This is a genomic window from Mesorhizobium sp. M0296 (assembly GCF_040321675.1).
In the GTDB taxonomy this organism is placed as follows: Bacteria; Pseudomonadota; Alphaproteobacteria; order Rhizobiales; family Rhizobiaceae; genus Mesorhizobium.
Genome location: NZ_JAMYRZ010000004.1, coordinates 23,321 through 44,931, shown reverse-complemented (window position 1 = coordinate 44,931; position 21,611 = coordinate 23,321). Strand labels below are relative to the sequence as shown.

Sequence of the window (21,611 nt, the reverse complement as noted above, 5' to 3'; positions counted from 1 at the left end):
GGAAACAAAAAGGAGTTTGCTATGACCGAACCTGCGACAAAAATGGAATTTGGCGGCAAAACCCAGGCATCGACGGCCAAGCTGGAACTCGGCGGCAAAACCCATGAATTCAAGATACGAAGTGGTTCGGTAGGACCTGACGTCATCGACATCGGTTCGCTCTACAACACCGCCGGCGTCTTTACCTACGATCCCGGTTTTACGTCGACGGCGAGCTGCGAATCGGAAATCACCTTCATCGATGGCGATGCCGGCATTCTTTTGCACCGCGGCTACCCGATCGACCAATTGGCCGAGCACGGCGACTTCCTCGAAGTCTGCTATCTCTTGCTCTATGGTGAACTCCCGACCAAGGCGCAGAAGGACGATTTCGACTACCGGGTGACGCGCCACACCATGGTGCATGAGCAGATGTCGCGCTTTTTCACCGGCTTCCGCCGTGATGCGCATCCGATGGCGGTGATGTGCGGCGTGGTCGGCGCGCTGTCGGCCTTCTATCACGATTCCACCGATATCTCGGACCCCTATCAACGCATGGTCGCGTCAATGCGGCTGATCGCCAAGATGCCGACGATCGCGGCGATGGCCTATAAATACCACATCGGCCAGCCATTCATTTACCCGAAGAACGAGCTGAATTTCGCAGCCAATTTCCTGCATATGTGCTTCGCCGTGCCTTGCGAGGAATACAAGATCAATCCGGTGCTGGCCCGCGCGATGGAGCGCATCTTCATCCTGCACGCCGATCACGAACAGAACGCCTCGACTTCGACCGTCCGCCTGGCCGGCTCGTCGGGCGCCAATCCTTTTGCCTGTATCGCTGCCGGCATCGCCTGCCTGTGGGGTCCCGCACATGGCGGCGCCAACGAGGCAGCCCTGAACATGCTGGGCGAGATCGGTCATGTCGATCACATCCCGGAATTCATTGCGCGCGCCAAGGATAAGAACGATCCGTTCCGATTGATGGGATTTGGCCACCGCGTTTACAAGAATTACGATCCGCGCGCCAAGATCATGCAGAAGACCGCGCACGAGGTCCTGGGCGAGCTCGGCATCAAGGACGATCCACTGCTCGACATCGCCATGGAGCTGGAAAGGATCGCACTGACCGATTCCTATTTCATCGAGAAGAAGCTCTATCCGAACGTCGATTTCTATTCCGGCATCACGCTGAAGGCGCTGGGCTTTCCCACCACCATGTTCACCGTGCTGTTCGCGGTCGCCCGCACCGTCGGCTGGATCGCGCAGTGGAAGGAGATGATCGAGGACCCGCACCAGAAGATCGGTCGCCCGCGCCAGCTCTATACCGGCGCGCCGGAACGGGACTACGTGCCAATCGCGAAGCGGTGAAGGTGGTGAATGGTGAATGGTGAATGGTGAATGGTGAATGGTGAATGGGAGTAGCGAAGCGTCGCTCCCTGTCCATAGAAACCACTATTCACAATTCACTATTCACAATTCACTCACTTCCTCCCCATCCCCATCACCACACCCGCGGCAATCTCGCCTGACGGCTTGGCGGTTGCCATACGCCCGGCAATGTCGGCAAAACCGTGCTTCTGCCAGGTGCGGTAGGCGGTATCGGAGAACAGCGCTTCCAACTGCCGCGCCAGATAATGCGGCCGCACATATTGATTGTAGTGTTCCGGCACAACGGGCCGGTCGGCAATGAGATTGGGCAAGGCTGCGCTCCATACTTTGATCAGCGGCTGCGCCATGCGCATGACCGGATCGAGCCGGTAGCAGGAGATCATCGGCACACTCGCCAGTGCCAGTTCCAGCGATACTGTCCCCGATGCGATCAGCGCCGCATCGGCCTTGCCGAAGGCCTGCCATTTGCGTTCGGCATCGAGTATGATCTCCGGCTTCTCGTCCCAGCTCGCGACCGAGGTCCTGACCAGATCGGCGACGTGCGGCACCGTCGGCAACAGCAGGCGCAAGCGGTGCCCGCGCGCCCGCAGGATCGACACCGTCTCGCCGAACGGCCCGACCATGCGTCGCACCTCACCACGACGCGAACCAGGCAGTACAAGCAACGTTTTGACGTGATCTGCGGACAGGTCACGCGGCTGCGCCTGCGCCCTGGCGGCACTGATTATGCCCGGATCGTGTGCAAGGCGATGCCCCACATAGGTGCCGGGCGGCCCGCCCAGGCGAGCGAGTTCCTTCACCTCGAACGGCAGGATGCAAAGAATGTGATCGACATATGGCTTCATCGCTGCCGCCCTGCCCGGCCGCCAAGCCCACACGCTCGGGCAGACATAGTGGACGATCGGGATAGTCGGATCGGCGGCACGCACCTTCTTGGCGACGCGCAGCGAGAAATCCGGACTGTCGATGGTGATAAGGCAATCTGGCTTTTCACCGGCAATCGCTTTTGCCGTCTGGCCGATCCGCCGCATCAGGCGCGGCAGGTCGTGCAGGATGGCGCTAAGCCCCATCAGTGCGATCTCGCTGCCGTCGAACAATGGCGCCAGGCCGAGCGCCTGCAAATGGCGGCCGCCGATGCCGACAAGCCGAACTTCGCGCCCGGTCATGCGCTTGAGCGCCTGCACAAGGTCGGCGCCAAGCAGGTCGCCGGACTCCTCGCCGGCGACGACGGCTATCTTCAACGGCCGCTCATTCGCCATGCGCCGGCTCCGCAGCAGGCAGGCCGATTACGAACAGGCCGAGCGCATTGGCACGTCCGATGGTGGCGGGACCTTCGAGCACTAGCGAGCGACCGGCTTCGACGGCAATGCCGGCCAGTCCGGCGGCATGCGCCGCCTCGACGGTCAGCGGGCCGATGGAGGGCAGATCGGCACGCAGTTCCTGACCGGGCTTGGCGCATTTGACCAGAACACCGCGGCTCCCGCCGGCCAGCCTGCCGTGCCCGCGCAACTCCCTTGTCCGCTCGAGCAGCCCGTCGGTGCCTTCGACGCCTTCCAACGCAATGGCGCGGCCGCCGACCGCAACAGCCGCTTGGCCGATATCCAGCGCGCCGATGGCTTTTGCCGCCGCGTGCGCCGCCTCGATGTCGCGCCAGTCGGATTTGCGTGGCGCCGCCTTGGTCAGCAGGCCTTCGGCGGCGACCAGCTCCGGCACGATCTCGTGAGCGCCGACGACCTTGATGCCGCTGCGCTCGATCCTGCGCACGAACAGTTTCAGCACCGTATCGTCCCCCCGCGTTACACCGACGAAGAGGCTGGGTAGCCACGCGAGCAGGCCCAAATTGAGGCGCATGGCGCTCAGCCTGGGGCGTCGCGTGATATGACCCGCGGTTACGAGATGCGTAACGTGATGCCGCTTAAGGATCGGCAGCAGCGAGCCGACGTCTTCCAGCCTCAAGGTTGCCTGCTCATAGGGCTCGAAATCGGCTATGCGATCGACCTCGCCGGCCGCCATCACGACGAAGGGCAATTTGCCTTGCCGGGCGAGCGCTCGGGCAATTTCGACCGGGAGACTGCCGCCGCCGGCGATGATGCCGACCTTGGCATCTGGCGCGAGATCAAGGCCCTTTCCGGCAGCCTCAATTTTCGTCATCTGCCCTCAGTCTTCATCATCGGTATCGTCGCCGTCGCTACCCTTGAGCGACGGCACGGCGTAGTGCCGCTTGCCGCGACCGGCGATGAAGTCGACGATCTTCATGGCAGTCGGTGACGAGGCGAATTCCGCCTTGGCGAATTCGATGTTTTCGCCGACAGTCCGGGAGCGATCGAAGATCGTCTTGTAGGCTTTGCGCAGCAAGTGGATCTCCGAACGCGGCAGGCCGGCGCGCTTCAGGCCAATGATGTTGAGGCCGCGAAGGCTGGCACGGTTGCCAACGGCGATGGCGTAAGGAATGACGTCGCCGACGATCGCCGAGCAACCGCCGAGAAAGGCGTTATCGCCGATGCGGACAAACTGATGAACCGCGGTAAGGCCGCCGATGTAGACATTGTCACCGACTTCGCAATGCCCGCCTAACGTCGCTTGATTGGCGAAGGTGGCGTTCTTGCCGACCACGCAGTCATGGGCAATATGGGCATAGGCAAGGAAATTGCCGTTGTCGCCGATCGTCGTCTCGCCGCGGCTGGAATCGGTGCCGACATGCATGGTGACACCTTCGCGGATCGTGCAGTTCTCGCCGATCACCAGCGTGGTACGGCCGCCCTTGTGCTTGGTGTTCTGCGGCGGCCCGCCCAGTATCGCCATCGGATAGACCTTGGTCGATGCACCGATGGTGGTCGCGCCAATCACCGAGACATGGCTGACCAGTTCGACGCGGTCGCCGATCACGGCGTCGGGGCCGACGTGACAGAAGGGCCCGATGCGGGCGCCTTCGCCGATTTGGGCGCCTGCCTCGATGACCGACGATGGATGGATGACTGTCTGGATTTTCATTAGCAATCGTTTGTCAGCCGCTTGCGACCATCATCGCCGAGATCTCGGCTTCCGCCGCCTTGGCGCCATCGACGAGGGCCTCGCAAGCGAATTTGAGAAGATTGCCGCGTTTCTTGATTTTCTTCACATGAATTTTCAGCTGGTCGCCTGGAACGACCGGCTTGCGGAACTTGGCATTGTCGATGGTCAGGAAATAAACCAGCGACGGCTTTTCCGTACCAAGGCTGCGGATGCAGATGGCGCCGGCCGTCTGCGCCATCGCCTCGATGATCAGCACGCCGGGCATGACCGGCTGGTCGGGGAAATGACCTTGGAAATGCGGCTCGTTTATGGTGACGTTCTTGATGCCGATGGCGGATTCGTCGCCATCTATGTCGACAATACGGTCGATCATCAAGAACGGATAGCGGTGCGGCAGGAGCTTCATCAGCCGCATTATGTCAACCGCTTCGAGCGTCGCCGCTGCGATGTCAGCCATTTCCCCCCTCACCCTGTTTGCGCGTCCGTGCAAGTCTGCGCAAGGCCGCTATCTCGCGCATGGCTTCCGCCATCGGCTGCGCCGGATATCCTCCCCAAATCTCACCGGCAGGCACATTGCTCATAAACCCGCTTCTTGCCGCAAGCTTGGCCCCGGACCCGATGGTCAAATGATCCGCAAGGCCGACACCGCCACCCATGGTGACGTTGTCGCCTACCGTCACGGAACCGGAAATACCCGAAAGCCCGGCTATTATGCAATTGCGGCCGATGCGAACGTTGTGCGCGATCTGCACCAGATTGTCGATCTTGGTGCCCTGGCCGATGATCGTGTCGGACATGGCGCCGCGATCGACGGTCGTATTCGACCCGATCTCGACGTCGTCCTGGATGATGACGCGGCCGATCTGCGGAACCCGCTCCGGACCCTTGGCGCCGGCCACGAAACCGAAGCCATCCTGGCCGATCCTGGCACCGCCATGGATGATGACGCGATTGCCAATCAACGCATATTGCACGCTGGCACCTGGACCGACATAGCCGTCGCGGCCAATCTGCGAAGACGGACCGATGACCGCATGCGGGGCAATGACGGTCCCGCTGCCGATGGCAGCGCGAGGCCCGATGATCGCACCCGCTTCGATGATCGCGCCAGCCTCGACATGGGCGGTCGCATCGATATGGGCGTGCGGCGAGATACCGGTTTCGCCGGTCATCGGTCCAGGCGTTGCAGCCGCCGGAAAAAGCAGACGCCCGACCATTGCGAAGGCCTGCTGCGGGCGCGGATGCACCAGCACCGCGATGCCCGCCGGCGCCTTGCCGGCAAATTCGGCAGGGCAGAGAACCGCCGCCGCCCGCAGTGACTGCATCAGGGCGAAATTGCGCCTGCCATCGACGAAGACAAGGGCGTTCTCGCCGCCTTCGTTGGCGGGCGCCAGAGCCTCGATCGATACGTCGGAGAGACCGGAATCAACAAGCGTCGAGCCGGTCAGATTCGCGACTTCGCCGGCCGTATACCGGCGTGAGGGCGCGAAGAACACCGGATCGGTCATTCCAGAAGCAATATCCAGCTAGCGCATGACCCCGAAAATCGGAAATCGACCCTCGGAAAGGATCATGCGCAAATCAAAGTGCTACAACGTCCTTTGCGCGTCCGATAGGACGCGCTGCGCTGTAGTGTCGGATCACTGCCATCCGGACCCAAACGAGCCGGAAGCATCATTGCCCGCACATCAGAAGCGGGTCGATATGCCGAAGTTGAATTCCTGCACGTCGTCGGTCTTTTCCTTCTTGACCGGGATCGCATAGTCAATGCGGATCGGGCCGAAAGGCGATGCCCACATCAAACCGACACCGACGGAAGCGCGCCATTCCATGCCGGTTGTCGAAGAATTGACAAGGCCACTTGCGATTTTGCTGCCGTAGAGCGTTGCCGCATCGGCGAACACAGCGCCACGCAAACCGAAGCTTTCGGGGATGACCGGCAGCGGGAACTGCGCTTCCGCCGAGGCATTGAAGTAGGTGGTGCCGCCGAGATGGTCATTGCTGTTGTCCGAAGCAACCGGGCCGATGCCGCCATATTCGAAACCGCGGATCATACGGTCGCTGCTCTGGAAATGGTCGAAGACGCGCAGATCGCCGTTGCCATAGCCTTGGACATGGCCGGCGCCGCCCGAAATGAGGCCCACCAGGTCCAATTGTTCGGACAGCGTCTGATAAATGCTGCCGCGCGCCGTGACCTTGATGAACTTGGCGTCGCCGCCGAGGCCGGCCACTTCCGTGCCGACATTGGCATAAATACCGTCATGCGGGTTCTTCATGTCGTCGATGGTATTGTAGATCAGGCCGAGACTGACCGAAGACTTGAGCCATGGGCTCTCGTTAACGCCGTTTTGGATCGCCTGGGACACGTCGCAACCGGCCGCTGGGTCGCAGCCCTCATCGAACTCGTACTTCTCTTGCGCAATATTATAAGCGAGTTGCGTCGAGATATTGTCTGTGATCGGCAGGCCGAAGCGAACGGTCGCGCCTGTCGTGTCGCTGTCGTAATGGTCGTAGTTTCGGCTCTGCTTGTAGATGTCGAAGCCGGCCGCGATGCGGCGGCCGAGGAAATAGGGTTCGGTGAAAGAGAAGCTGTAGTCGCGCGAGTTCTTGCCACCGCCCGCCGCCACCTTGATGAATTGGCCGCGACCGAGGAAGTTGCGCTCACTGATGGAGCCTTCGACGGACGGACCTGACGTTTCACCGCCGCTCGAATAACCGGCGCCGACCGTGAACTCACCGGTCGATTTCTCGACCACATCCACCACCAGCACAACCTGGTCCGGCTCAGAACCCGGAACGGTGGAAATTTCGACTTTTTCAAAATAATCGAGTGCTTCCAGCCGCCTCTTCGCGCGCTGGATGAGGACCTGATTGAAAGCGTCGCCTTCGCTGACATCGAACTCGCGGCGAATGACGTAGTCGCGCGTCCGATCGTTGCCGCGAATCTCGATGCGCTCGATATAGGCCTTGGTACCCTGGTCGACCGTATAGACGACCGAGATCGTGTGGTTCTCGAAGTTGCGGTCGCCGCGCGGCGTCACCTGGGCGAAGGCATAGCCGGATCCAGCGACCTTTTCGGTCAAGGCGATGATCGTGTCCTCGACGTTCTTGGCGTTGTAGACATCGCCCTTGTGGGTCTCGACCACCGATTCAAGCGACTTGGCGTCGACCTCGGGGATCGTGCTTTCGACGCTGACATCCCCGAACGTATAACGCTCGCCCTCCTGCACCGTGATGGTGACGGTGTATTTGTTGGTTGTGTCGTCGAGTTCGCCGACAGCCGAGACGACCTGGAAGTCGGCATAGCCGTGATTATAATAGAAGCGGCGCAGCAGCTCCTGGTCGGCGCGCAGCTTGTCCTCGTCATAAACATCGTCGCGCAGCACGAACGACAGGAAGGACGAGCGCTTGGTGGAGATGATGTCCGACAGCCGGCGGCTCGAATAGGCGCTGTTGCCGACGAAATTGATCGCGGCAATCTGGGTGCGGCCGCCTTCGTTGATGTTGAAGACCACGTTTACCCGGTTGTCGCCGAGATCCATGATCTGGGTGGTCACGGCGGCATCGTCGCGGCCGATACGCCGGTATGCGGCCTTGACCGCCTCGACATCGGCATCGAGTTGCTGTTGCGAGAAGGTGCCGCGCGGCTTCAATTGCACCGCGGCCTCAAGCGCGTTGTCCTTGAGCTTCTTGTTGCCCTGGAACAGCACCTGGTTGACGACTTGGTATTCCGACACCTTGATGACCAGCGTCGATCCGACCTGGTTGATCTGCACATCCGAAAACAGCCCGGTGCCAAACAGCGCCTTGACCGCATCGTCGATATCCGAACTGGAAAACGCCTTGCCGGGCTTGATCGTCACGTAATTGCGGATGGTGTCCGCGTCGACACGCTGATTGCCGGTGACTTCGACTCTGGAGACGACAGCCGCCTCGGCGGCCGATGTGGCAACGAACTGCACTGCGAGCGCGCCTGGTACAACCAGAGCGGCGGACATAGCCACCGCGGACGCGGCGCTCAGAAACTTGGATGCTGCCTTCATCGGGCTTTTGTACCTTTTCTCGAAGTCCCCACGGCGAGAAAACCGGACGTGCGGTAATTTCCCCTACCGTATTAACCGGATTTTCCCTACACGCAAGGCTTCTGGTTAATTTGTATTTACTTAACCCTGCGGCGTGGCTTTCGCGTCACGCATATCCCCACGCATGGTAAACGGCGTCTCAACATTGCTCGTGCCGAAGCCAAATTCCTTCATGATTTCAGCACCCAAACAGATCGTTCCAGAAAACAAAGCCCATGAACCCGAGCACCAATATGAGTCCGCTTCGGTAAGCCATTTCCATCATGCGTTCGGACACCGGCCGCCGGATGACAGCCTCCACGCCGTAGAACAGAAGATGCCCTCCGTCGAGGGGGGGAATCGGCAAAAGGTTGAGAATCCCTATCCCGACTGACAGGAATGCAACAAGCTGCACGAGCCATTCAAAGCCGAGCTTTGCCGCCTGACCCGACATCTTGGCGATCTTGATGGGCCCGCCCAGCTGGCACTTGTCCTCGCGACCGACAACGAAACGTTGCAGGAACTGGCCGGTACGCTGGATGACGTGTCCGGTTTCCTGGACCGCTGCCCCGACCGCCCCGGCCGGACTATAGGTGATCAGCCGCGGCTGGCCGAGTTCCTTGTTGTTGACGACGCCGATCACGGCCACCTGGACCTTGTTGCCTAGTGCGTCTTGTTGTTCCATCAAGCGCGGCGTCGCCGTGACGGTGATTTCCTTGCCGCCGCGTAGCATGACGAAGGTGATGCTGTCGCCGGCGCGGCCAGAGACCAGACGCTGGACGTCGGCAAAGGTCTCGACCTTGCTGCCGTCGACGCTGACGAATCGGTCGCCGGGCATGATGCCGGCCGCGGCGGCCGGACTGCCGACGGTGACCTCAGCCACCATCGGCTCCAGCACGGGCCGGCCATGGACGGAAAACAGCACGGCAAAGACGGCGATCGTCAGCAGGAAGTTGAACAGCGGCCCCGCCACGACGGTCGCCGCGCGCTTCCAGATCGGCTGCGTGTGGAAGGCCACCTTGCGTTCTTCGTCGCTCAGTGCCTCGATCTCCTCCGAGCTGGGCTGGCTCGACGTCGCGTTCATGTCGCCGACGAACTTGACGTAGCCGCCGAGCGGTATGGCGCAAAGCTTCCAGCGCGTGCCGCGGCTATCGTTGAAGCCGATGATCTCTGGGCCGAAACCGATGGAAAAGGCTTTTGCGCCGATACCGCACCAACGCCCGACGAGGTAATGGCCCATTTCGTGGACAAAAACGACCACGGTCAGCACGAACAGGAAAGGCACCAGCGTGCCGAGGACAAAGCCCTCTGTGCTGAAAACCGCGTGAAAAATCTCGTTCAATTCATGCCCTCAAATTCATCCACGGCACAGATCACGCCGCGACTGTGACATCAATCCAGGCGAATCCATGACGCAGCCCCGCGTCGGCCCACCGACGATGCCGTTCAAACCGGAAACAGCCCCTGTGCCGGATGGTCGGCGGTTGCGGAAATCCAGCCGATGACGTATAGGGCGAAAGCCGCCGCGACAAGCCCATCTACCCGATCCATGATGCCGCCATGGCCGGGTATCAGCGTGCCGGAATCTTTACGGCCGTGGCGTCGCTTGACCCATGATTCGAACAGGTCGCCGGCCTGCGCGACAATCGAAAGCACCAGTGCGACCACGCCAAGCACGACGAGGTTGCCCGTTCCGGCTACGGCGGCCAGAAGCAGCCCGGCCACTACGCCGCCGACCAACCCACCGAGCGCCCCGCTCCGCGTCTTGCCCGGCGAGATCGACGGCGCCAGCCTTGGACCACCGATGGAGCGGCCGACGAAATAGGCAAAGATATCGGTCGCCCAAACCACGGCGAATAGGAACAGAATGGCCAGCAGCCCTGAATGGTCGCCGTCACGCAAGAAGGCCAGCGACAAGCCGGACACGGCCGCATAGGCAAGGCCGGATGCTTCCCACGGTCCTGCCCTGCGCATGGAAGAAGCGACGGCAGTGACAGCAACCAGAGCCGCGACGAGCGGCAGCAGCAAAGACGCAGGCAGGCCGGCGACGAGGGCACCAATAAAGACCACGATCAGCGCCTCGGGCAGAAAGCCGAGACCTGCCGTAGCACCAGCACCTGCCGGGGCAACGGGGCGGCTCATCCGCGTCCACTCGTAGAAGATCACCGCCGCCATGGCGGCGCAAAGCAACCGGAAGGACAGTCCGCCGAGCCAGGTCAGGGCAAGCGTGACGATGGCAAGCACGACGGCCGAAATGACCCGGAGTTGGAGGTTGCTCATTCCTCAGCCTGAGGCGACATCTTGGGCGGCAAGTCCGCCGAAGCGGCGCTCACGGCCGGCGAAATCGCGCAGTGCATCGGACAGGTGCTCGCGACTGAAGTCGGGCCAGTAGCAAGGCAGGAAAACGAGTTCGCTATAGGCGGCCTGCCATAACAGGAAGTTGGACAGCCGAAGCTCGCCGCTGGTGCGGATGACCAGTTCCGGGTCCGGAATGCCCTCTGTATCGAGCGAGCTGGCAAAGGAATCGGCCGTGATCGCCTCGCTCTCAATCTCACCGCGCGCCACCGCCGCTGCGAGCTTGCGCGCGGTGCGCACGATCTCGTCGCGCCCGCCGTAATTGAAGGCAATGACCAGTGTCAGCGCCTCGTTGCCGAGAGTGAGCGTTTCGGCTTCCTCGAGCAGCCCCCTTATGTCGGGCTGCAGCCCTGCCCTGTCACCGATGACCCTGATCCGCACCCCACTCTGGTGCAGCTCGGCGAGGTCACGTCGGATGAAAAGCTTCAGCAGGCCCATGAGGTCGCTGACTTCGGATTTCGGCCGTGACCAGTTTTCCGACGAAAAAGCGTAGACGGTCAGGAAGGAGATGCCGAGGCCGGGGGCGGCGCGCACTGTCTTGCGCAGCGCCTCGACGCCGGCGCGGTGACCGGCCAGCCGCGGCAAGCCGCGCGCCTTGGCCCAGCGTCCGTTTCCGTCCATGATGATCGCGACATGCGCGGGCGTTGCCATATTCTCGCTTCCGGGCCAGGCGTGGCCAGACCCTAGACCTGCATGATTTCCGCTTCCTTGTCGGAAAGCAGGTGGTCGATGGTGCTGATTGTCTCGTCGGTCAGTTTCTGAACCTGGTCGGCCCGTTTGCGATGGTCGTCCTCACTGATGTCGCCGTCCTTTTCCGCCTTTTTCAGAAAGTCCATGCCGTCCCGGCGAACGTGGCGTGCGGCGACGCGGGCATTCTCGGCATAACCGTGCGAGATCTTGACCAGCTCCTTGCGGCGCTGTTCGTTGAGCTCGGGCAGCGGAATCCTGAGATTGGTACCGTCGACGATAGGATTGAAGCCGAGATTGGCTTCACGGATGGCGCGGTCGACTGCGCTGACCATCGACTTGTCCCAGACCGAAACCGAAATCATGCGCGGTTCCGGCACCGACACTGTTGCCACCTGGTTGATCGGCATGGTGGTGCCATAGGCCTGCACCTGGACGGCATCGAGCAGGTTGCTCGACGCGCGGCCGGTGCGCAGCGAAGCCAGATCATGCTTGAACGCGGCGATCGCCCCGTCCATGCGCCGTTTGAGATCGTCGTACTCGCCACTCATCATCGTCTCCTCGACCCGTTAACCCGGGTTCACTGCTTAGGCCCTGTTCGAGCCTCATCCGCAACCGGTCCCTTTCGGGTTCATGGTCCGGTCAATCGTCTGCGACAACCGTGCAACGGCCGCCGCCCCTCAGGATATCGCCGAAGCCACCCTTCTCGTGGATCGAATAGACGATTATCGGAATGTTGTTTTCGCGCGCAAGTGCAATCGCCGCCGTATCCATGATCGAAAGCCCGCGTTTGATGACTTCGTCATGGCTGATCCGCTCGAAACGTGTCGCATGCGGGTCCTTCTTGGGATCAGCCGAATAGACACCATCGACCTGGGTGCCCTTGAACAGAGCATCGGCGCCGATCTCGGCGGCGCGAAGGGCTGCAGCCGAATCGGTGGTGAAGAACGGATTGCCGGTGCCGCCGGCGAAGATGACGACCTTGCCCTGGTTCATGTAGGCGGTCGCCTGACGCTGCGAAAAACTTTCGCAAAGCTCGGGCATGGCGATCGCCGACAGCACCACGGCGTCGACGCCGATCTTGTTGAGCGAGGTGCGCAGCGCCAGCGAATTGATAACCGTGGCAAGCATGCCCATATGGTCGCCGGTGACGCGGTCTCCGCCTTTTGACGCAACCGCGACGCCACGGAAGATGTTGCCGCCGCCTATGACGACACCGACTTCGATGCCCAATGCGCGGGCCTCGGCGATGTCGGCGGCGATGCGGTCGACCACCGATACGTCGATGCCGAAATGCTGCTCGCCCATCAACGCTTCGCCCGACGCTTTCAGCAAGACACGTCGGTAGAGGGGCTTCACCGTCATCTGGTCCTCGTCATCGTGCGTGTGACGCGTTTCGGTGCGCCCCGAAACACTGGGCGTTCCGATACACGAAGGGCGCCGCGATGTCACGCGGCGCTCGAGCCGGAAAGTTGAGATCGTGGACCGGGATAGCCGTCAGCTCACGCCGGCAAAAGTGCCTCGCATGAGCAGATCCGGCAGATAGCTTGCCGGCTTACCGCCAACCGCCTGCCCACCGGTCAGGCCGGCTTGTATTTCAGGGCCGAAGAACGAATACGGAAAGGGCGTGACCGGCCGGCTCACCGCATCGAGCCGTGCCCGAAGATCTTCGGGAATGTCGAAATCAAGCGCGCCGAGATTGTCCTTGAGCTGGTCAAGCCTGGTGGCGCCGACGATGACGGACGCAATGCCTGGCCTGTTTGCCGTCCAGTTCAGGGCGACCTGGGCCATGCTGCGGCCGAGCTGGCCGGCAACCCTCTCCAGTTCGGCGACGATTTGCCAGTTGCGATCGGTGAATTTCTGGAAACCGGGATTGGTCGAACCACGCATTGTCTCCAGCCGGCCACCATCCTCGACGATTGTATCGAAACGGTATTTTCCGCTGAGCAGGCCGCTGGCCAATGGACTCCAGACCATGATTCCGGCGCCATAGCGCGTGCCGAACGGCACGAACTCGTGCTCGATGTTGCGCTCGGCCAGCGAATATTCGAGCTGAAGCGCCGAAACCGGTTCATAGCCGCGATGCTCGGCGACGGCCTGCGCCCGGCTTGCGTACCAGGCCGGCACGTCGGACAGACCGACATGCCGGATCTTTCCGGCGCGCACCAGATCGTCCAGCGTCCGCATCACCTCCTCCGGCGGCGTCAGCCTGTCCCAGGTATGGAGGATGTAGAGGTCGATGTAGTCGGTGCCGAGCCGCTTCAGCGAACCGTCTATCGCCCGCAGGATGTTCTTGCGGCCGTTGCCCCCGGCGTTCGGGTTGCCCGGTTCGGCGTTGTAGGTGAATTTGGTACTGATCACCGCCTTGTCGCGCAGCCCACGCTCGGCGATGAATTCGCCGAGCCAGGTTTCGGCCGTGCCACCGGTATAGAGATCGGCGGTATCGAAGAAATTGCCACCGGCTTCGACATAGGCATCAACCAAGGCGCGCGCGGTCTCCTTCTCCGCGCCCCAGCCCCATTCCGTGCCGAACGTCATGGTGCCGAGCGCCAGGCGGGTGACACGCAGCCCGCTGTTGCCGAGCGTGTAGTAGGACATGGTCATGGATTTCTCCTGAAGTTTGAAAAGCGGGATTGAGGTCTTGCCTGGGATACGCAGTCAGGCCTTGGCCAGCGCATCGACCACCACCTGGAAGCGGCGCGGATCGAAATAATCGTGGTAGGCCCTGATCAGACCGCTCTTGAAGTGGAAAACCGCGATATTGCTGTTGGTGTATTCAGTGCCGCCGATCAGCACCGCGCGGTTCTTGTACTCAACGACGATCGCGTCCGAATCCGCTGCCGGATAGATGGCTGTCAGCTGCGAATCGAAGGATTCGAAATTACCGAAGAGGCCTCGGAAGGCCGCCAGGATCGCGGCCTTACCATCGATGCTGTTTCCAAATCCTGCCGGTGGGTAGAAGACAAGTATACGGCCATCTTCAGCCCAAAGGTCGCCCCATGACTCAATGTCGTTGCGGTGCATCAGATCAAAGAATTTACGCACGGTCTCGAGATTACGGGTTCGTTCGGAATCGAGGTCGGTCATTAGACGTCTCCTTAGCTGCTCGGCGATTGCCGTGTGATGCAGCCAAAGATGCGCCCTCCTTTCCCCACCGATAAGATTTGCATTATCCGAATGGACTATGCGATATCATGCATGAATGGACCGCGATCTGCTTAGCCACCTACCTATAATCGTTGCCGTCGCGCGGCGTGGCGGCTTCGCGCCGGCAGCCGCCGAGCTCGGCATGAGCCCGTCAGCGGTCAGCCATGCGGTTCGGCTGGTAGAGGAGCGAATCGGCCAGCCGTTGTTTGCCCGCACCACGCGCAGCGTCTCGCTGACCGAGGCTGGCACCGCGCTTGTCGCTGCGGCGGAGCCGGCGCTGGAAGACATTGCCGACCGGATCGAACGTATCCGCTCTGTCAAAGGCCGGGCAAGCGGACTGCTCAGGATCAACGCGCCGCGTTTGGCGCTGCCTCTGGCGCTGATGCCCATCCTGACGGCGATGGCGGAACGTTACCCTGACGTGACGGTGGAGATCGTCACCGACGAACGTCTGAGCGATATCGTCGGCGAGGGTTTTGACGCCGGCATCCGGCTGGGCGAGATGATCGCCGAGGATATGGTGACGGTGCGACTGACAGGGCCTTTCCGCAGCATCATCGTTGCCTCGCCGGCCTATGTCGCCCGGCGCGGGCGGCCATGGGCGTTGGCCGATCTCGCCGCGCACAACTGCATCGGCTATCGGCTGCTGCGATCACGTGCGCTCTATCGCTGGGATCTGTCCGATCAGGGCAAGGATATCAGCGTCGAGACACGCGGCAGCGTGGTCGTCAGCGATCCGCTGTCGGCAAGGGAAATGGCGCTTGCCGGTATCGGCCTCGCCTATCTGTTCGAGCCGCTTGTCAAGCCCGACATCGAGGCAGGCCGGTTGGTCGAAGTCCTTGGCGAGGTATCGATCGAGGAACCGGGACTGTTCCTCTATTTCCCGCGCCGCGCCTCGATGGCCCCGAAGCTCCGCGCCTTCATCGACACCGCGCAAGAAATCGGCCGGGCATCCTCGCGGATACCCGGCCGAAAAAGCCTTTCAAACGAATAGTTACTTCTTGACCGCTGCCGCGACTTCCGCCGCGAAATCGGTCTCGTCCTTCTCGATGCCCTCACCGAGCGCGAAGCGCAGATAGGCAGCGATTTTGGCTGGCGCGCCGATTTCGCTTTCGGCATCCTTCAGCGCCTTCTCGACGGTAATGTCGGGATTGAGCACGAAAGCCTGCTTGAGCAGCACGACCTCTTCATAGAACTTGCGCAAACGGCCTTCGACCATCTTCTCGATTATCGCTTCCGGCTTGCCGGACTGGCGCGCCTGGTCGGCGAAGATCGCCTTCTCGCGTTCCACTGCGGCCGGATCGAGCTCTTCGGTGGTCAGGGCCATCGGATTGGTGGCAGCGACATGCATGGCAACCTGACGGGCGAAGGCGTTGGCGGCATGCGCGTTGCCTGTCGTCTCGATGGCCACCAGCACGCCGAGCTTGCCAAGGCCGTCGGCGACCGCATTGTGAACGTAGGTTGCGACAGCGCCGTGCTCGACGGTGAGCTTGGCCGAGCGGCGGAAGCCCAGATTCTCGCCGATGGTGCCGACAGCGTCCTTGATGGTCTCGGCGACCGACTTGCCCGAGCCCGGATAGGGAGCGGCGGCAACGGCCTCGGTCTTGCCGCCATAGGCAAGCGCGACCTTCGCGACATTGGCGACGATCTCCTGGAACGCAGCATTGCGGGCAACGAAGTCCGTCTCGGAATTGACCTCGACGATCGCTGCCTCGCGGACGCCGGAATCTACGCCGATCAGGCCTTCGGCAGCGGTACGGCCAGCCTTCTTGTCGGCCTTGGAAATGCCCTTCTTGCGCAGCCAGTCGATGGCTTCTTCCATATTGCCGTTGGTCTCGTTCAACGCCGCCTTGCAGTCCATCATGCCCGCGCCGGTCAAGTCGCGGAGTTCTTTGACCTGTGCAGCCGAAATGCTCATTGTCGCCTCTTTGTCTAAATGCACTGACGCACCATCGATTTTCGATGATGCGCCTGGTGCCGGTAGCGCTTACCGCGCCAACATATTGGAAAGATGAAGGCCGCGGCCGCCCTTCGCTATTATGCTTCCGGGGTCTGGGCTGCCGGGCTCTCGGCGGCCGGGGTCTGATCGAGCGCCGGCTCGACCGGAGCCTCGACCGATGCGCCGATATCGACACCGAGCGCGCCCTGCTGACGGGCGATGCCGTCGATAGCTGCCTTGGCGATCAAATCGCAATACAGCTGGATGGCGCGGGCCGCGTCGTCATTGCCGGGGATCGGGAAGTCGATCTTGTCCGGGTCGCAGTTGGAATCGATGATGGCAACGACCGGGATGCCGAGACGCTTGGCTTCGAGAATGGCGATCGCTTCCTTGTTGGTGTCGATCACGAACATCAAATCGGGCGTCGAACCCATATCCTTGATGCCGCCCAGCGCCTTGTCGAGCTTCTCACGCTCGCGGTCGAGGTTGAGGCGCTCCTTCTTGGTCAGGCCCTGAGCCTCGCCGGCCAGCATTTCGTCGAGCTTGCGCAGGCGCTGGATGGAATTCGAGATCGTCTTCCAGTTGGTCAGCATGCCGCCGAGCCAGCGCGAGTTGACATAGTACTGGGCCGAGCGCTGCGCGGCATCGGCGACGATGTCGGAGGCCTGGCGCTTGGTGCCGACGAACAGCACGCGGCCGCCCTTGGCAACAGTGTCGGAAACCTGCTTCAGCGCCTGGTGCAGCAAAGGCACCGTCTGCGAGAGGTCGATGATGTGTATGTTGTTGCGGGCGCCGTAGATATAGGGCGCCATTTTCGGGTTCCAGCGGTGGGTCTGGTGGCCGAAGTGAATGCCAGCTTCCAATAGCTGGCGCATGCTGAAATCAGGCAGAGCCATTCTTATTTCCTTTCCGGTTAGCCTCCACGGACACAGGCATTTTTGGACTTTGTCCTCGAACGCCACCGGAGGTTTCAGCCGGATTTCTCCCGGGCAGACACCAAAGTCCGTGTGTGGAATGAGCGCGCATATAGAGGGGAAGCGCGACAAACGCAAGCGTTGTGGCGTCTGTGTTTCAGCGTGCGGCGATCAGCGCACCGGTGTCATCGCCGCATCTTCCCCTTCGGCACCCGCACACGCCGGAAAACAGCGACGATCTCCTCGCGGGTGCATTCGATGGCGCCTAACCGCACTGCGCGGTCGCGCTCGAACCCGGTTATGTCATAATGCGGTGCCGATGTCTTCGGCGGTCCTTGGTAGGACGCGCGCTTGATGCCGAGCTGCCCGGCAAAGCGATGCAGCTCGTCGGTGTCGTCTGCCAGCAGATGACACCAGCGGTGGCCGACCCATTTCCAGATCGCCGCATCGACATAGACCGCCATGAGGCTTGCCGCACTCCTTCATCTTGCGCCGACCAACACATCGCTAACGATGATAGAAGGGATTGGCATAGAAAATGAAGCCGCCGCCGGCCTCGAGTTGCGTCATCGTCCTGGTGACGGTCTCCTGCATCCGGCCGTGCAGTTCGGCGAGTGCCTCCTCGACGGAGCCTTGATAGGCGTGCAAGCCTAGCGGCTCCGGTACCCGGACATAGGCGCGGCGTGGGCCTGCCGGCTGCGGCACGAAACGGTTGATCGTATCGCGCAGCGTACCCTTGCAATAATCGTTGCGGATCCGCTTCAAATGTTCGGCGATCTCCTCCTGCGTGATGCCCGGGTTGGCTGAAGCCCACGGCCCGACACGCTGCACGCGCTGGATTGTATCCGCCAGCATTCGGACCTGCTTCTGGCTTCCACTGCCATCCGTGTCTTCCCGCAGCCAGCGCCGCGAACGGCGCAAAAGGTCCGCATTGTCGAGCGTGCCGGCGTCGACCGAGACAAGTTCGGCAAGGCGACGGCCGAGTTCGGTCAGCAGGTCCTTTTGACGTGCGTCATACAAAGCCCGCTCATCGGACCGCAGGCCATATGCAGCCTCATCGCGCGACAGCAACGTCGCATAGATATGATGGATGCGCTCCGGCAGCGAATCGGCGGCACGGCGTTCGATCTTCAGGCTGTGCTCGACATAGGCGCATTCCCTTGCCAGCGCTGCCTCGACATTCCCCGTGAAAGCAAGCTTCCAGATCACGGGCGCGATCCAAACCTTGAAATCCGGATCCGTCAGGCGGCCGCGCTTCAGCGCCTCGAACCCCATTTCGACCGCGCCCGGCAGCAGCGGGGCAATGATGTTGGCATGCCAGCCGACACCGCCTTCGGGATGCAGGAGCACGCCATGCCCCTTCAGCGCCCAGGCCACCGAATGTTCCTTGGCGGCCGCGCTGTTGCCCGGGATTTGCGCGATCAGATTGTTGGCCAACCAGAATTTCTGCATCAGCCTGCCAAGCCCGTTGACGACGCCGTGCGTGGCCCAGGATGCCGCCAGCGGGCTTACCCGCGAGACGACCTCCTTGTCGATCATCCAGTCGGTAAAGAATTCGGGATGGTTGGGCGTGATGAACGTCGCCTTGCCCGCGCCGCAACAAGCCTTCAGCCTTTGCCGGTCATCCTCCGGAAAATCGATGTGGCGGACATTGGCGACGCCGCGCAAACCGGCCAGACGGTTGAATGGCAACAGGTCGCGAAAGCCTGGAATGCCGTGCAGCATGACAATCCGGTTGACGAATGTCATAGCGTTGATCAGCGTTGCATTGGGCCGCGGCGCCACAAAAACGTCGATCCTGCTCAACCTGCTCCCCCGCGGCGCATACCGTCATAAGACGTTGATAGGCAATTGCGGCATGCTCAAGTCGATGCGACCTGCCACGCAAGATTAAGCGCTACTATCCCGGATAGCGCCGGCGGCTTGCCGTTCACTCGAGCTTATTTAGACGGGCAGGTCTTTGGCTGATCGAACAGCGACAGATTGACCAGTTTGCCGGTCATCGAGAACTCGCCATAGTCCATGACGAGATCGCGCGTGATGCCGTTCTTGTGCAGCTTGAAGCTGATCCGGTATTCCGGCACCTCCTCGCCGCCTTTGTCGGCATCATCGAAATAGGCGATGTCGACCGGCCAGTATTTGTCGGTGGCGAGCTTGGCCAGCGCCGGCGCTTCCGGATCGGCATTGTCGGCATCGGCTTGCTTGCCGACGACGACGGTGGTGGTCACCACCTTGTTGGCATCCTCAGAGCCGTCGAACAGGTTGGTTTCGTAGAAACGCTCGCCCTTTTCCGCCTTGCCGATCATTTCGACCATTTGCTGGGTCGGGAACTGCGTTGGCGCGAGTTCCAGGCTGTTCTTCTCGGGCTTGTCGATATCGACCTTGAGACCGTTGGCTTCCTTCGTTGCGGTACCCTTGACCTCCTTGTCGAGGCTCTGGTCGACAAAGGATTTGTTCACGAAGGAGAAGGTCTTGCCCTCGGCATCCTCGAAGGTGGTCATCTGCTGGTCGGTCAGCCTGGTGTTGTCGCTGGTTACGATCTGGGTCACCAAACGGAACTTTACCGTATAGCCCTCGCAAGGCGAGCCGTTGAACTCGTAGACCATGCGGCCGGTGATGCCGGTAATGCCGGAGCGGTCTGAAGCCTTGTCGAGTGAAATGTCGTAAACAGCACGATGCGCCTGCAGCGCAGGCACCGCAAAAGCGGGAGCCGCCCAGGAAGCCGCTGTCAAGAGAACGGCGTTGAATGCGAGGCGCGTTGCGCGCATGGGGTGCTCCGATCATCGCGGCTAATGGCAAGCCGCATGGAAAGATGGTCCAGCTTAAAAAAAGTCGTGGCGGAAGCGAGGCAAAAATAGCAATTTCGGCCCGGCCTGCGCGGCACCTTCAAGCAATAGGGAAATAGCATGAGCGAAACAATCGAAAAGCGGCTAAGCGATCTCGGCGTGACGCTGCCGGCCGCCGCCGCGCCCGCCGCCAATTACGTGCCCTATTGCCGGACCGGCAATCTGCTGTTCACCGCCGGGCAGTTGCCGCTCAAGGAGGGCAAGCTCCAGGCGAGCGGACTGCTTGGCCGCGATGTCGACACCGCGACCGGCAAGGAAGCCGCAAAATACTGTGCGATCAACATATTGGCCCAGGCTCAGGCGGCACTTGGCGATCTCGAGAAAATCCGTCGCTTGGTGAAGATCACCGTCTTCGTCGCCTCGGCACCGGATTTTGTCGAACAGCATCTGGTTGCCAACGGCGCCTCGGATTTTCTCGCCGCCGTGCTCGGCGATCGTGGCAAGCACGCTCGCTCCGCCGTCGGCACCGCCTCCCTGCCGCTTAATGCCGCAGTGGAAATCGAAGCGATCTTCGAAGTCGAATGACCGGGACTGCAACCATGACCGATCTTTCCTGGCTGACCGCCCGGCCCGTCGCCCATCGCGGCCTCCACGACATGAACAAGACGCGCTGGGAGAACACCCTTTCCGCCTTCGCTGCGGCGACCGAGCGCGGCTACGCGATCGAATGCGATGTGCACCTATCATCCGACGGCGTCCCCGTCATCATCCACGATGGCGATCTGCTGCGGCTGACCGGCGAGGACGGCTTCGTCTGGCAGCGTACGGCTGCCGAGATCACGGCGCTGAAGGTCGGCGGCACCGCCGACCATTTGCCGACGCTGCAGCAGGCGCTTGATCTGGTCGACGGCCGTGTGCCGATGGTTGTAGAGCTGAAAGGTGCTGCCGGGCACGACGAAGGCCTGGTCGAAAGCGTCGGCAAGATGCTCAAGCATTACAAGGGCAAGACCGCGATCATGTCGTTCGACCATTGGCTGATCCGCGAGTTCCCGAAATATGCACCCGGCATACCCGGCGGGTTGACCGCCTACGGCAACGACAACCACCTGATCGAGGCGCATTTCGCGATGCTGGCGCATGACATCGCCTTCACCTCCTACGCTGCCGGCGACCTGCCGAACCGGTTCGTCTCCTTCGTGCGAGAGAGACTCGGCATGCCGGTGATCACCTGGACCGTGCACGACCAGCCTGCCGTCGACCTGACCTTCAAATATGCCGACCAGATGACGTTCGAAGGATTCGAGCCCGATCTGGTACGGCTCGCCTGAGCGGGCTTGTA

At 61.6% G+C, this 21,611-nt stretch carries 22 protein-coding genes; 4 read left to right on the top strand and 18 right to left on the bottom strand.

Going from position 1 to position 21,611, the window contains the following annotated elements:
* Positions 1-21 precede the first annotated feature (21 nt).
* On the top strand, positions 22-1,350 hold the full coding sequence (gene gltA, locus NKI97_RS05810) for a citrate synthase (protein ID WP_023674946.1): 1,329 nt from the start codon (positions 22-24) through the stop codon (positions 1,348-1,350).
* A gap of 113 nt (positions 1,351-1,463) precedes the next feature.
* Here the strand turns inward: gltA and lpxB are convergent, their stop codons facing one another.
* The 13 genes from lpxB to NKI97_RS05745 form a co-directional block, all read right to left on the bottom strand.
* Positions 1,464-2,630 (bottom strand): lipid-A-disaccharide synthase, encoded by a 1,167-nt coding sequence (lpxB, locus tag NKI97_RS05805; protein WP_352833049.1) that lies wholly within the window; start codon positions 2,628-2,630, stop codon positions 1,464-1,466.
* Positions 2,620-3,522: an LpxI family protein gene (locus NKI97_RS05800; RefSeq protein ID WP_352448825.1), complete on the bottom strand. Its 903-nt coding sequence runs from the start codon at positions 3,520-3,522 to the stop codon at positions 2,620-2,622. The genes lpxB and NKI97_RS05800 overlap by 11 nt, the downstream gene beginning before the upstream one ends.
* Before the next feature lie 6 nt (positions 3,523-3,528).
* Positions 3,529-4,362, bottom strand: a complete 834-nt coding sequence (gene lpxA / locus NKI97_RS05795) for an acyl-ACP--UDP-N-acetylglucosamine O-acyltransferase (RefSeq protein WP_352474276.1) — start codon at positions 4,360-4,362, stop codon at positions 3,529-3,531.
* Positions 4,363-4,375: 13 nt separating this feature from the next.
* Positions 4,376-4,840, bottom strand: coding sequence for a 3-hydroxyacyl-ACP dehydratase FabZ (gene fabZ / locus NKI97_RS05790; RefSeq protein WP_023674942.1), 465 nt, complete (start codon positions 4,838-4,840; stop codon positions 4,376-4,378).
* Positions 4,833-5,891, bottom strand: a complete 1,059-nt coding sequence (gene lpxD / locus NKI97_RS05785; protein ID WP_352448823.1) for a UDP-3-O-(3-hydroxymyristoyl)glucosamine N-acyltransferase — start codon at positions 5,889-5,891, stop codon at positions 4,833-4,835. Before lpxD ends, fabZ begins: the two co-directional genes overlap by 8 nt.
* 180 nt (positions 5,892-6,071) lie before the next feature.
* Positions 6,072-8,426 (bottom strand): outer membrane protein assembly factor BamA, encoded by a 2,355-nt coding sequence (bamA, locus tag NKI97_RS05780; RefSeq protein WP_352448822.1) that lies wholly within the window; start codon positions 8,424-8,426, stop codon positions 6,072-6,074.
* Positions 8,427-8,643: 217 nt separating this feature from the next.
* A complete protein-coding gene (rseP, locus tag NKI97_RS05775) occupies positions 8,644-9,786 on the bottom strand; it encodes an RIP metalloprotease RseP (RefSeq protein ID WP_352448821.1) in 1,143 nt (380 codons plus the stop codon).
* Positions 9,787-9,890: 104 nt separating this feature from the next.
* Positions 9,891-10,724 carry a phosphatidate cytidylyltransferase gene (locus tag NKI97_RS05770; RefSeq protein WP_352448820.1) on the bottom strand — a complete coding sequence of 278 codons (834 nt, stop codon included), beginning with the start codon at positions 10,722-10,724 and terminating at the stop codon, positions 9,891-9,893.
* A gap of 3 nt (positions 10,725-10,727) precedes the next feature.
* Positions 10,728-11,450, bottom strand: a complete 723-nt coding sequence (locus NKI97_RS05765) for an isoprenyl transferase (protein WP_352448819.1) — start codon at positions 11,448-11,450, stop codon at positions 10,728-10,730.
* A gap of 32 nt (positions 11,451-11,482) precedes the next feature.
* A complete protein-coding gene (gene frr, locus NKI97_RS05760; protein ID WP_084640965.1) occupies positions 11,483-12,037 on the bottom strand; it encodes a ribosome recycling factor in 555 nt (184 codons plus the stop codon).
* A gap of 91 nt (positions 12,038-12,128) precedes the next feature.
* Positions 12,129-12,851: a UMP kinase gene (gene pyrH, locus NKI97_RS05755; protein WP_023674934.1), complete on the bottom strand. Its 723-nt coding sequence runs from the start codon at positions 12,849-12,851 to the stop codon at positions 12,129-12,131.
* Between the two features lie 132 nt (positions 12,852-12,983).
* Positions 12,984-14,090 carry an aldo/keto reductase gene (locus NKI97_RS05750; protein ID WP_352448818.1) on the bottom strand — a complete coding sequence of 369 codons (1,107 nt, stop codon included), beginning with the start codon at positions 14,088-14,090 and terminating at the stop codon, positions 12,984-12,986.
* 54 nt (positions 14,091-14,144) lie between these two features.
* Positions 14,145-14,573: a nuclear transport factor 2 family protein gene (locus NKI97_RS05745; protein WP_352833046.1), complete on the bottom strand. Its 429-nt coding sequence runs from the start codon at positions 14,571-14,573 to the stop codon at positions 14,145-14,147.
* Between the two features lie 115 nt (positions 14,574-14,688).
* Between NKI97_RS05745 and NKI97_RS05740 the strand changes: the two genes are divergently transcribed.
* On the top strand, positions 14,689-15,627 hold the full coding sequence (locus NKI97_RS05740) for a LysR family transcriptional regulator (RefSeq protein WP_352448816.1): 939 nt from the start codon (positions 14,689-14,691) through the stop codon (positions 15,625-15,627).
* Here NKI97_RS05740 and tsf read toward each other — a convergent pair whose 3' ends face one another.
* The 5 genes from tsf to NKI97_RS05715 all read right to left on the bottom strand — a co-directional run bounded on the left by tsf (position 15,628) and on the right by NKI97_RS05715 (position 20,254).
* Entirely contained in the window at positions 15,628-16,551 is a 924-nt protein-coding gene (gene tsf, locus NKI97_RS05735; RefSeq protein WP_352448815.1) for a translation elongation factor Ts, read from the bottom strand. It lies immediately after the preceding gene.
* A 119-nt stretch (positions 16,552-16,670) separates the two neighbouring features.
* The gene (rpsB, locus tag NKI97_RS05730; RefSeq protein ID WP_031211288.1) at positions 16,671-17,468 is read right to left on the bottom strand and encodes a 30S ribosomal protein S2; all 798 of its coding nucleotides are present in this window, start codon (positions 17,466-17,468) and stop codon (positions 16,671-16,673) included.
* 203 nt (positions 17,469-17,671) lie between these two features.
* Entirely contained in the window at positions 17,672-17,950 is a 279-nt protein-coding gene (locus NKI97_RS05725; protein WP_352448814.1) for a DUF4031 domain-containing protein, read from the bottom strand.
* Positions 17,951-17,993: 43 nt separating this feature from the next.
* Entirely contained in the window at positions 17,994-19,292 is a 1,299-nt protein-coding gene (locus NKI97_RS05720) for a lysophospholipid acyltransferase family protein (RefSeq protein ID WP_352744122.1), read from the bottom strand.
* A gap of 134 nt (positions 19,293-19,426) precedes the next feature.
* Positions 19,427-20,254, bottom strand: coding sequence for a cell envelope integrity EipB family protein (locus NKI97_RS05715; RefSeq protein WP_352833041.1), 828 nt, complete (start codon positions 20,252-20,254; stop codon positions 19,427-19,429).
* Between the two features lie 138 nt (positions 20,255-20,392).
* Between NKI97_RS05715 and NKI97_RS05710 the strand changes: the two genes are divergently transcribed.
* Both NKI97_RS05710 and NKI97_RS05705 read left to right on the top strand, forming a co-directional pair.
* Positions 20,393-20,857 (top strand): RidA family protein, encoded by a 465-nt coding sequence (locus NKI97_RS05710; protein ID WP_352448812.1) that lies wholly within the window; start codon positions 20,393-20,395, stop codon positions 20,855-20,857.
* A gap of 14 nt (positions 20,858-20,871) precedes the next feature.
* A complete protein-coding gene (locus NKI97_RS05705; protein ID WP_352705690.1) occupies positions 20,872-21,600 on the top strand; it encodes a glycerophosphodiester phosphodiesterase in 729 nt (242 codons plus the stop codon).
* Positions 21,601-21,611: the final 11 nt, after the last annotated feature.

Coding starts and splice junctions, on each gene's coding strand:
- gltA (WP_023674946.1), top strand. CDS start 22: ATGACCGAACCTGCGACAAAAATGGAATTTGGCGGCAAAACCCAGGCA.
- lpxB (WP_352833049.1), bottom strand. CDS start 2,630: ATGGCGAATGAGCGGCCGTTGAAGATAGCCGTCGTCGCCGGCGAGGAG.
- NKI97_RS05800 (WP_352448825.1), bottom strand. CDS start 3,522: ATGACGAAAATTGAGGCTGCCGGAAAGGGCCTTGATCTCGCGCCAGAT.
- lpxA (WP_352474276.1), bottom strand. CDS start 4,362: ATGAAAATCCAGACAGTCATCCATCCATCGTCGGTCATCGAGGCAGGC.
- fabZ (WP_023674942.1), bottom strand. CDS start 4,840: ATGGCTGACATCGCAGCGGCGACGCTCGAAGCGGTTGACATAATGCGG.
- lpxD (WP_352448823.1), bottom strand. CDS start 5,891: ATGACCGATCCGGTGTTCTTCGCGCCCTCACGCCGGTATACGGCCGGC.
- bamA (WP_352448822.1), bottom strand. CDS start 8,426: ATGAAGGCAGCATCCAAGTTTCTGAGCGCCGCGTCCGCGGTGGCTATG.
- NKI97_RS05770 (WP_352448820.1), bottom strand. CDS start 10,724: ATGAGCAACCTCCAACTCCGGGTCATTTCGGCCGTCGTGCTTGCCATC.
- NKI97_RS05765 (WP_352448819.1), bottom strand. CDS start 11,450: ATGGCAACGCCCGCGCATGTCGCGATCATCATGGACGGAAACGGACGC.
- frr (WP_084640965.1), bottom strand. CDS start 12,037: ATGAGTGGCGAGTACGACGATCTCAAACGGCGCATGGACGGGGCGATC.
- pyrH (WP_023674934.1), bottom strand. CDS start 12,851: ATGACGGTGAAGCCCCTCTACCGACGTGTCTTGCTGAAAGCGTCGGGC.
- NKI97_RS05750 (WP_352448818.1), bottom strand. CDS start 14,090: ATGACCATGTCCTACTACACGCTCGGCAACAGCGGGCTGCGTGTCACC.
- NKI97_RS05745 (WP_352833046.1), bottom strand. CDS start 14,573: ATGACCGACCTCGATTCCGAACGAACCCGTAATCTCGAGACCGTGCGT.
- NKI97_RS05740 (WP_352448816.1), top strand. CDS start 14,689: ATGGACCGCGATCTGCTTAGCCACCTACCTATAATCGTTGCCGTCGCG.
- tsf (WP_352448815.1), bottom strand. CDS start 16,551: ATGAGCATTTCGGCTGCACAGGTCAAAGAACTCCGCGACTTGACCGGC.
- rpsB (WP_031211288.1), bottom strand. CDS start 17,468: ATGGCTCTGCCTGATTTCAGCATGCGCCAGCTATTGGAAGCTGGCATT.
- NKI97_RS05725 (WP_352448814.1), bottom strand. CDS start 17,950: ATGGCGGTCTATGTCGATGCGGCGATCTGGAAATGGGTCGGCCACCGC.
- NKI97_RS05715 (WP_352833041.1), bottom strand. CDS start 20,254: ATGCGCGCAACGCGCCTCGCATTCAACGCCGTTCTCTTGACAGCGGCT.
- NKI97_RS05710 (WP_352448812.1), top strand. CDS start 20,393: ATGAGCGAAACAATCGAAAAGCGGCTAAGCGATCTCGGCGTGACGCTG.
- NKI97_RS05705 (WP_352705690.1), top strand. CDS start 20,872: ATGACCGATCTTTCCTGGCTGACCGCCCGGCCCGTCGCCCATCGCGGC.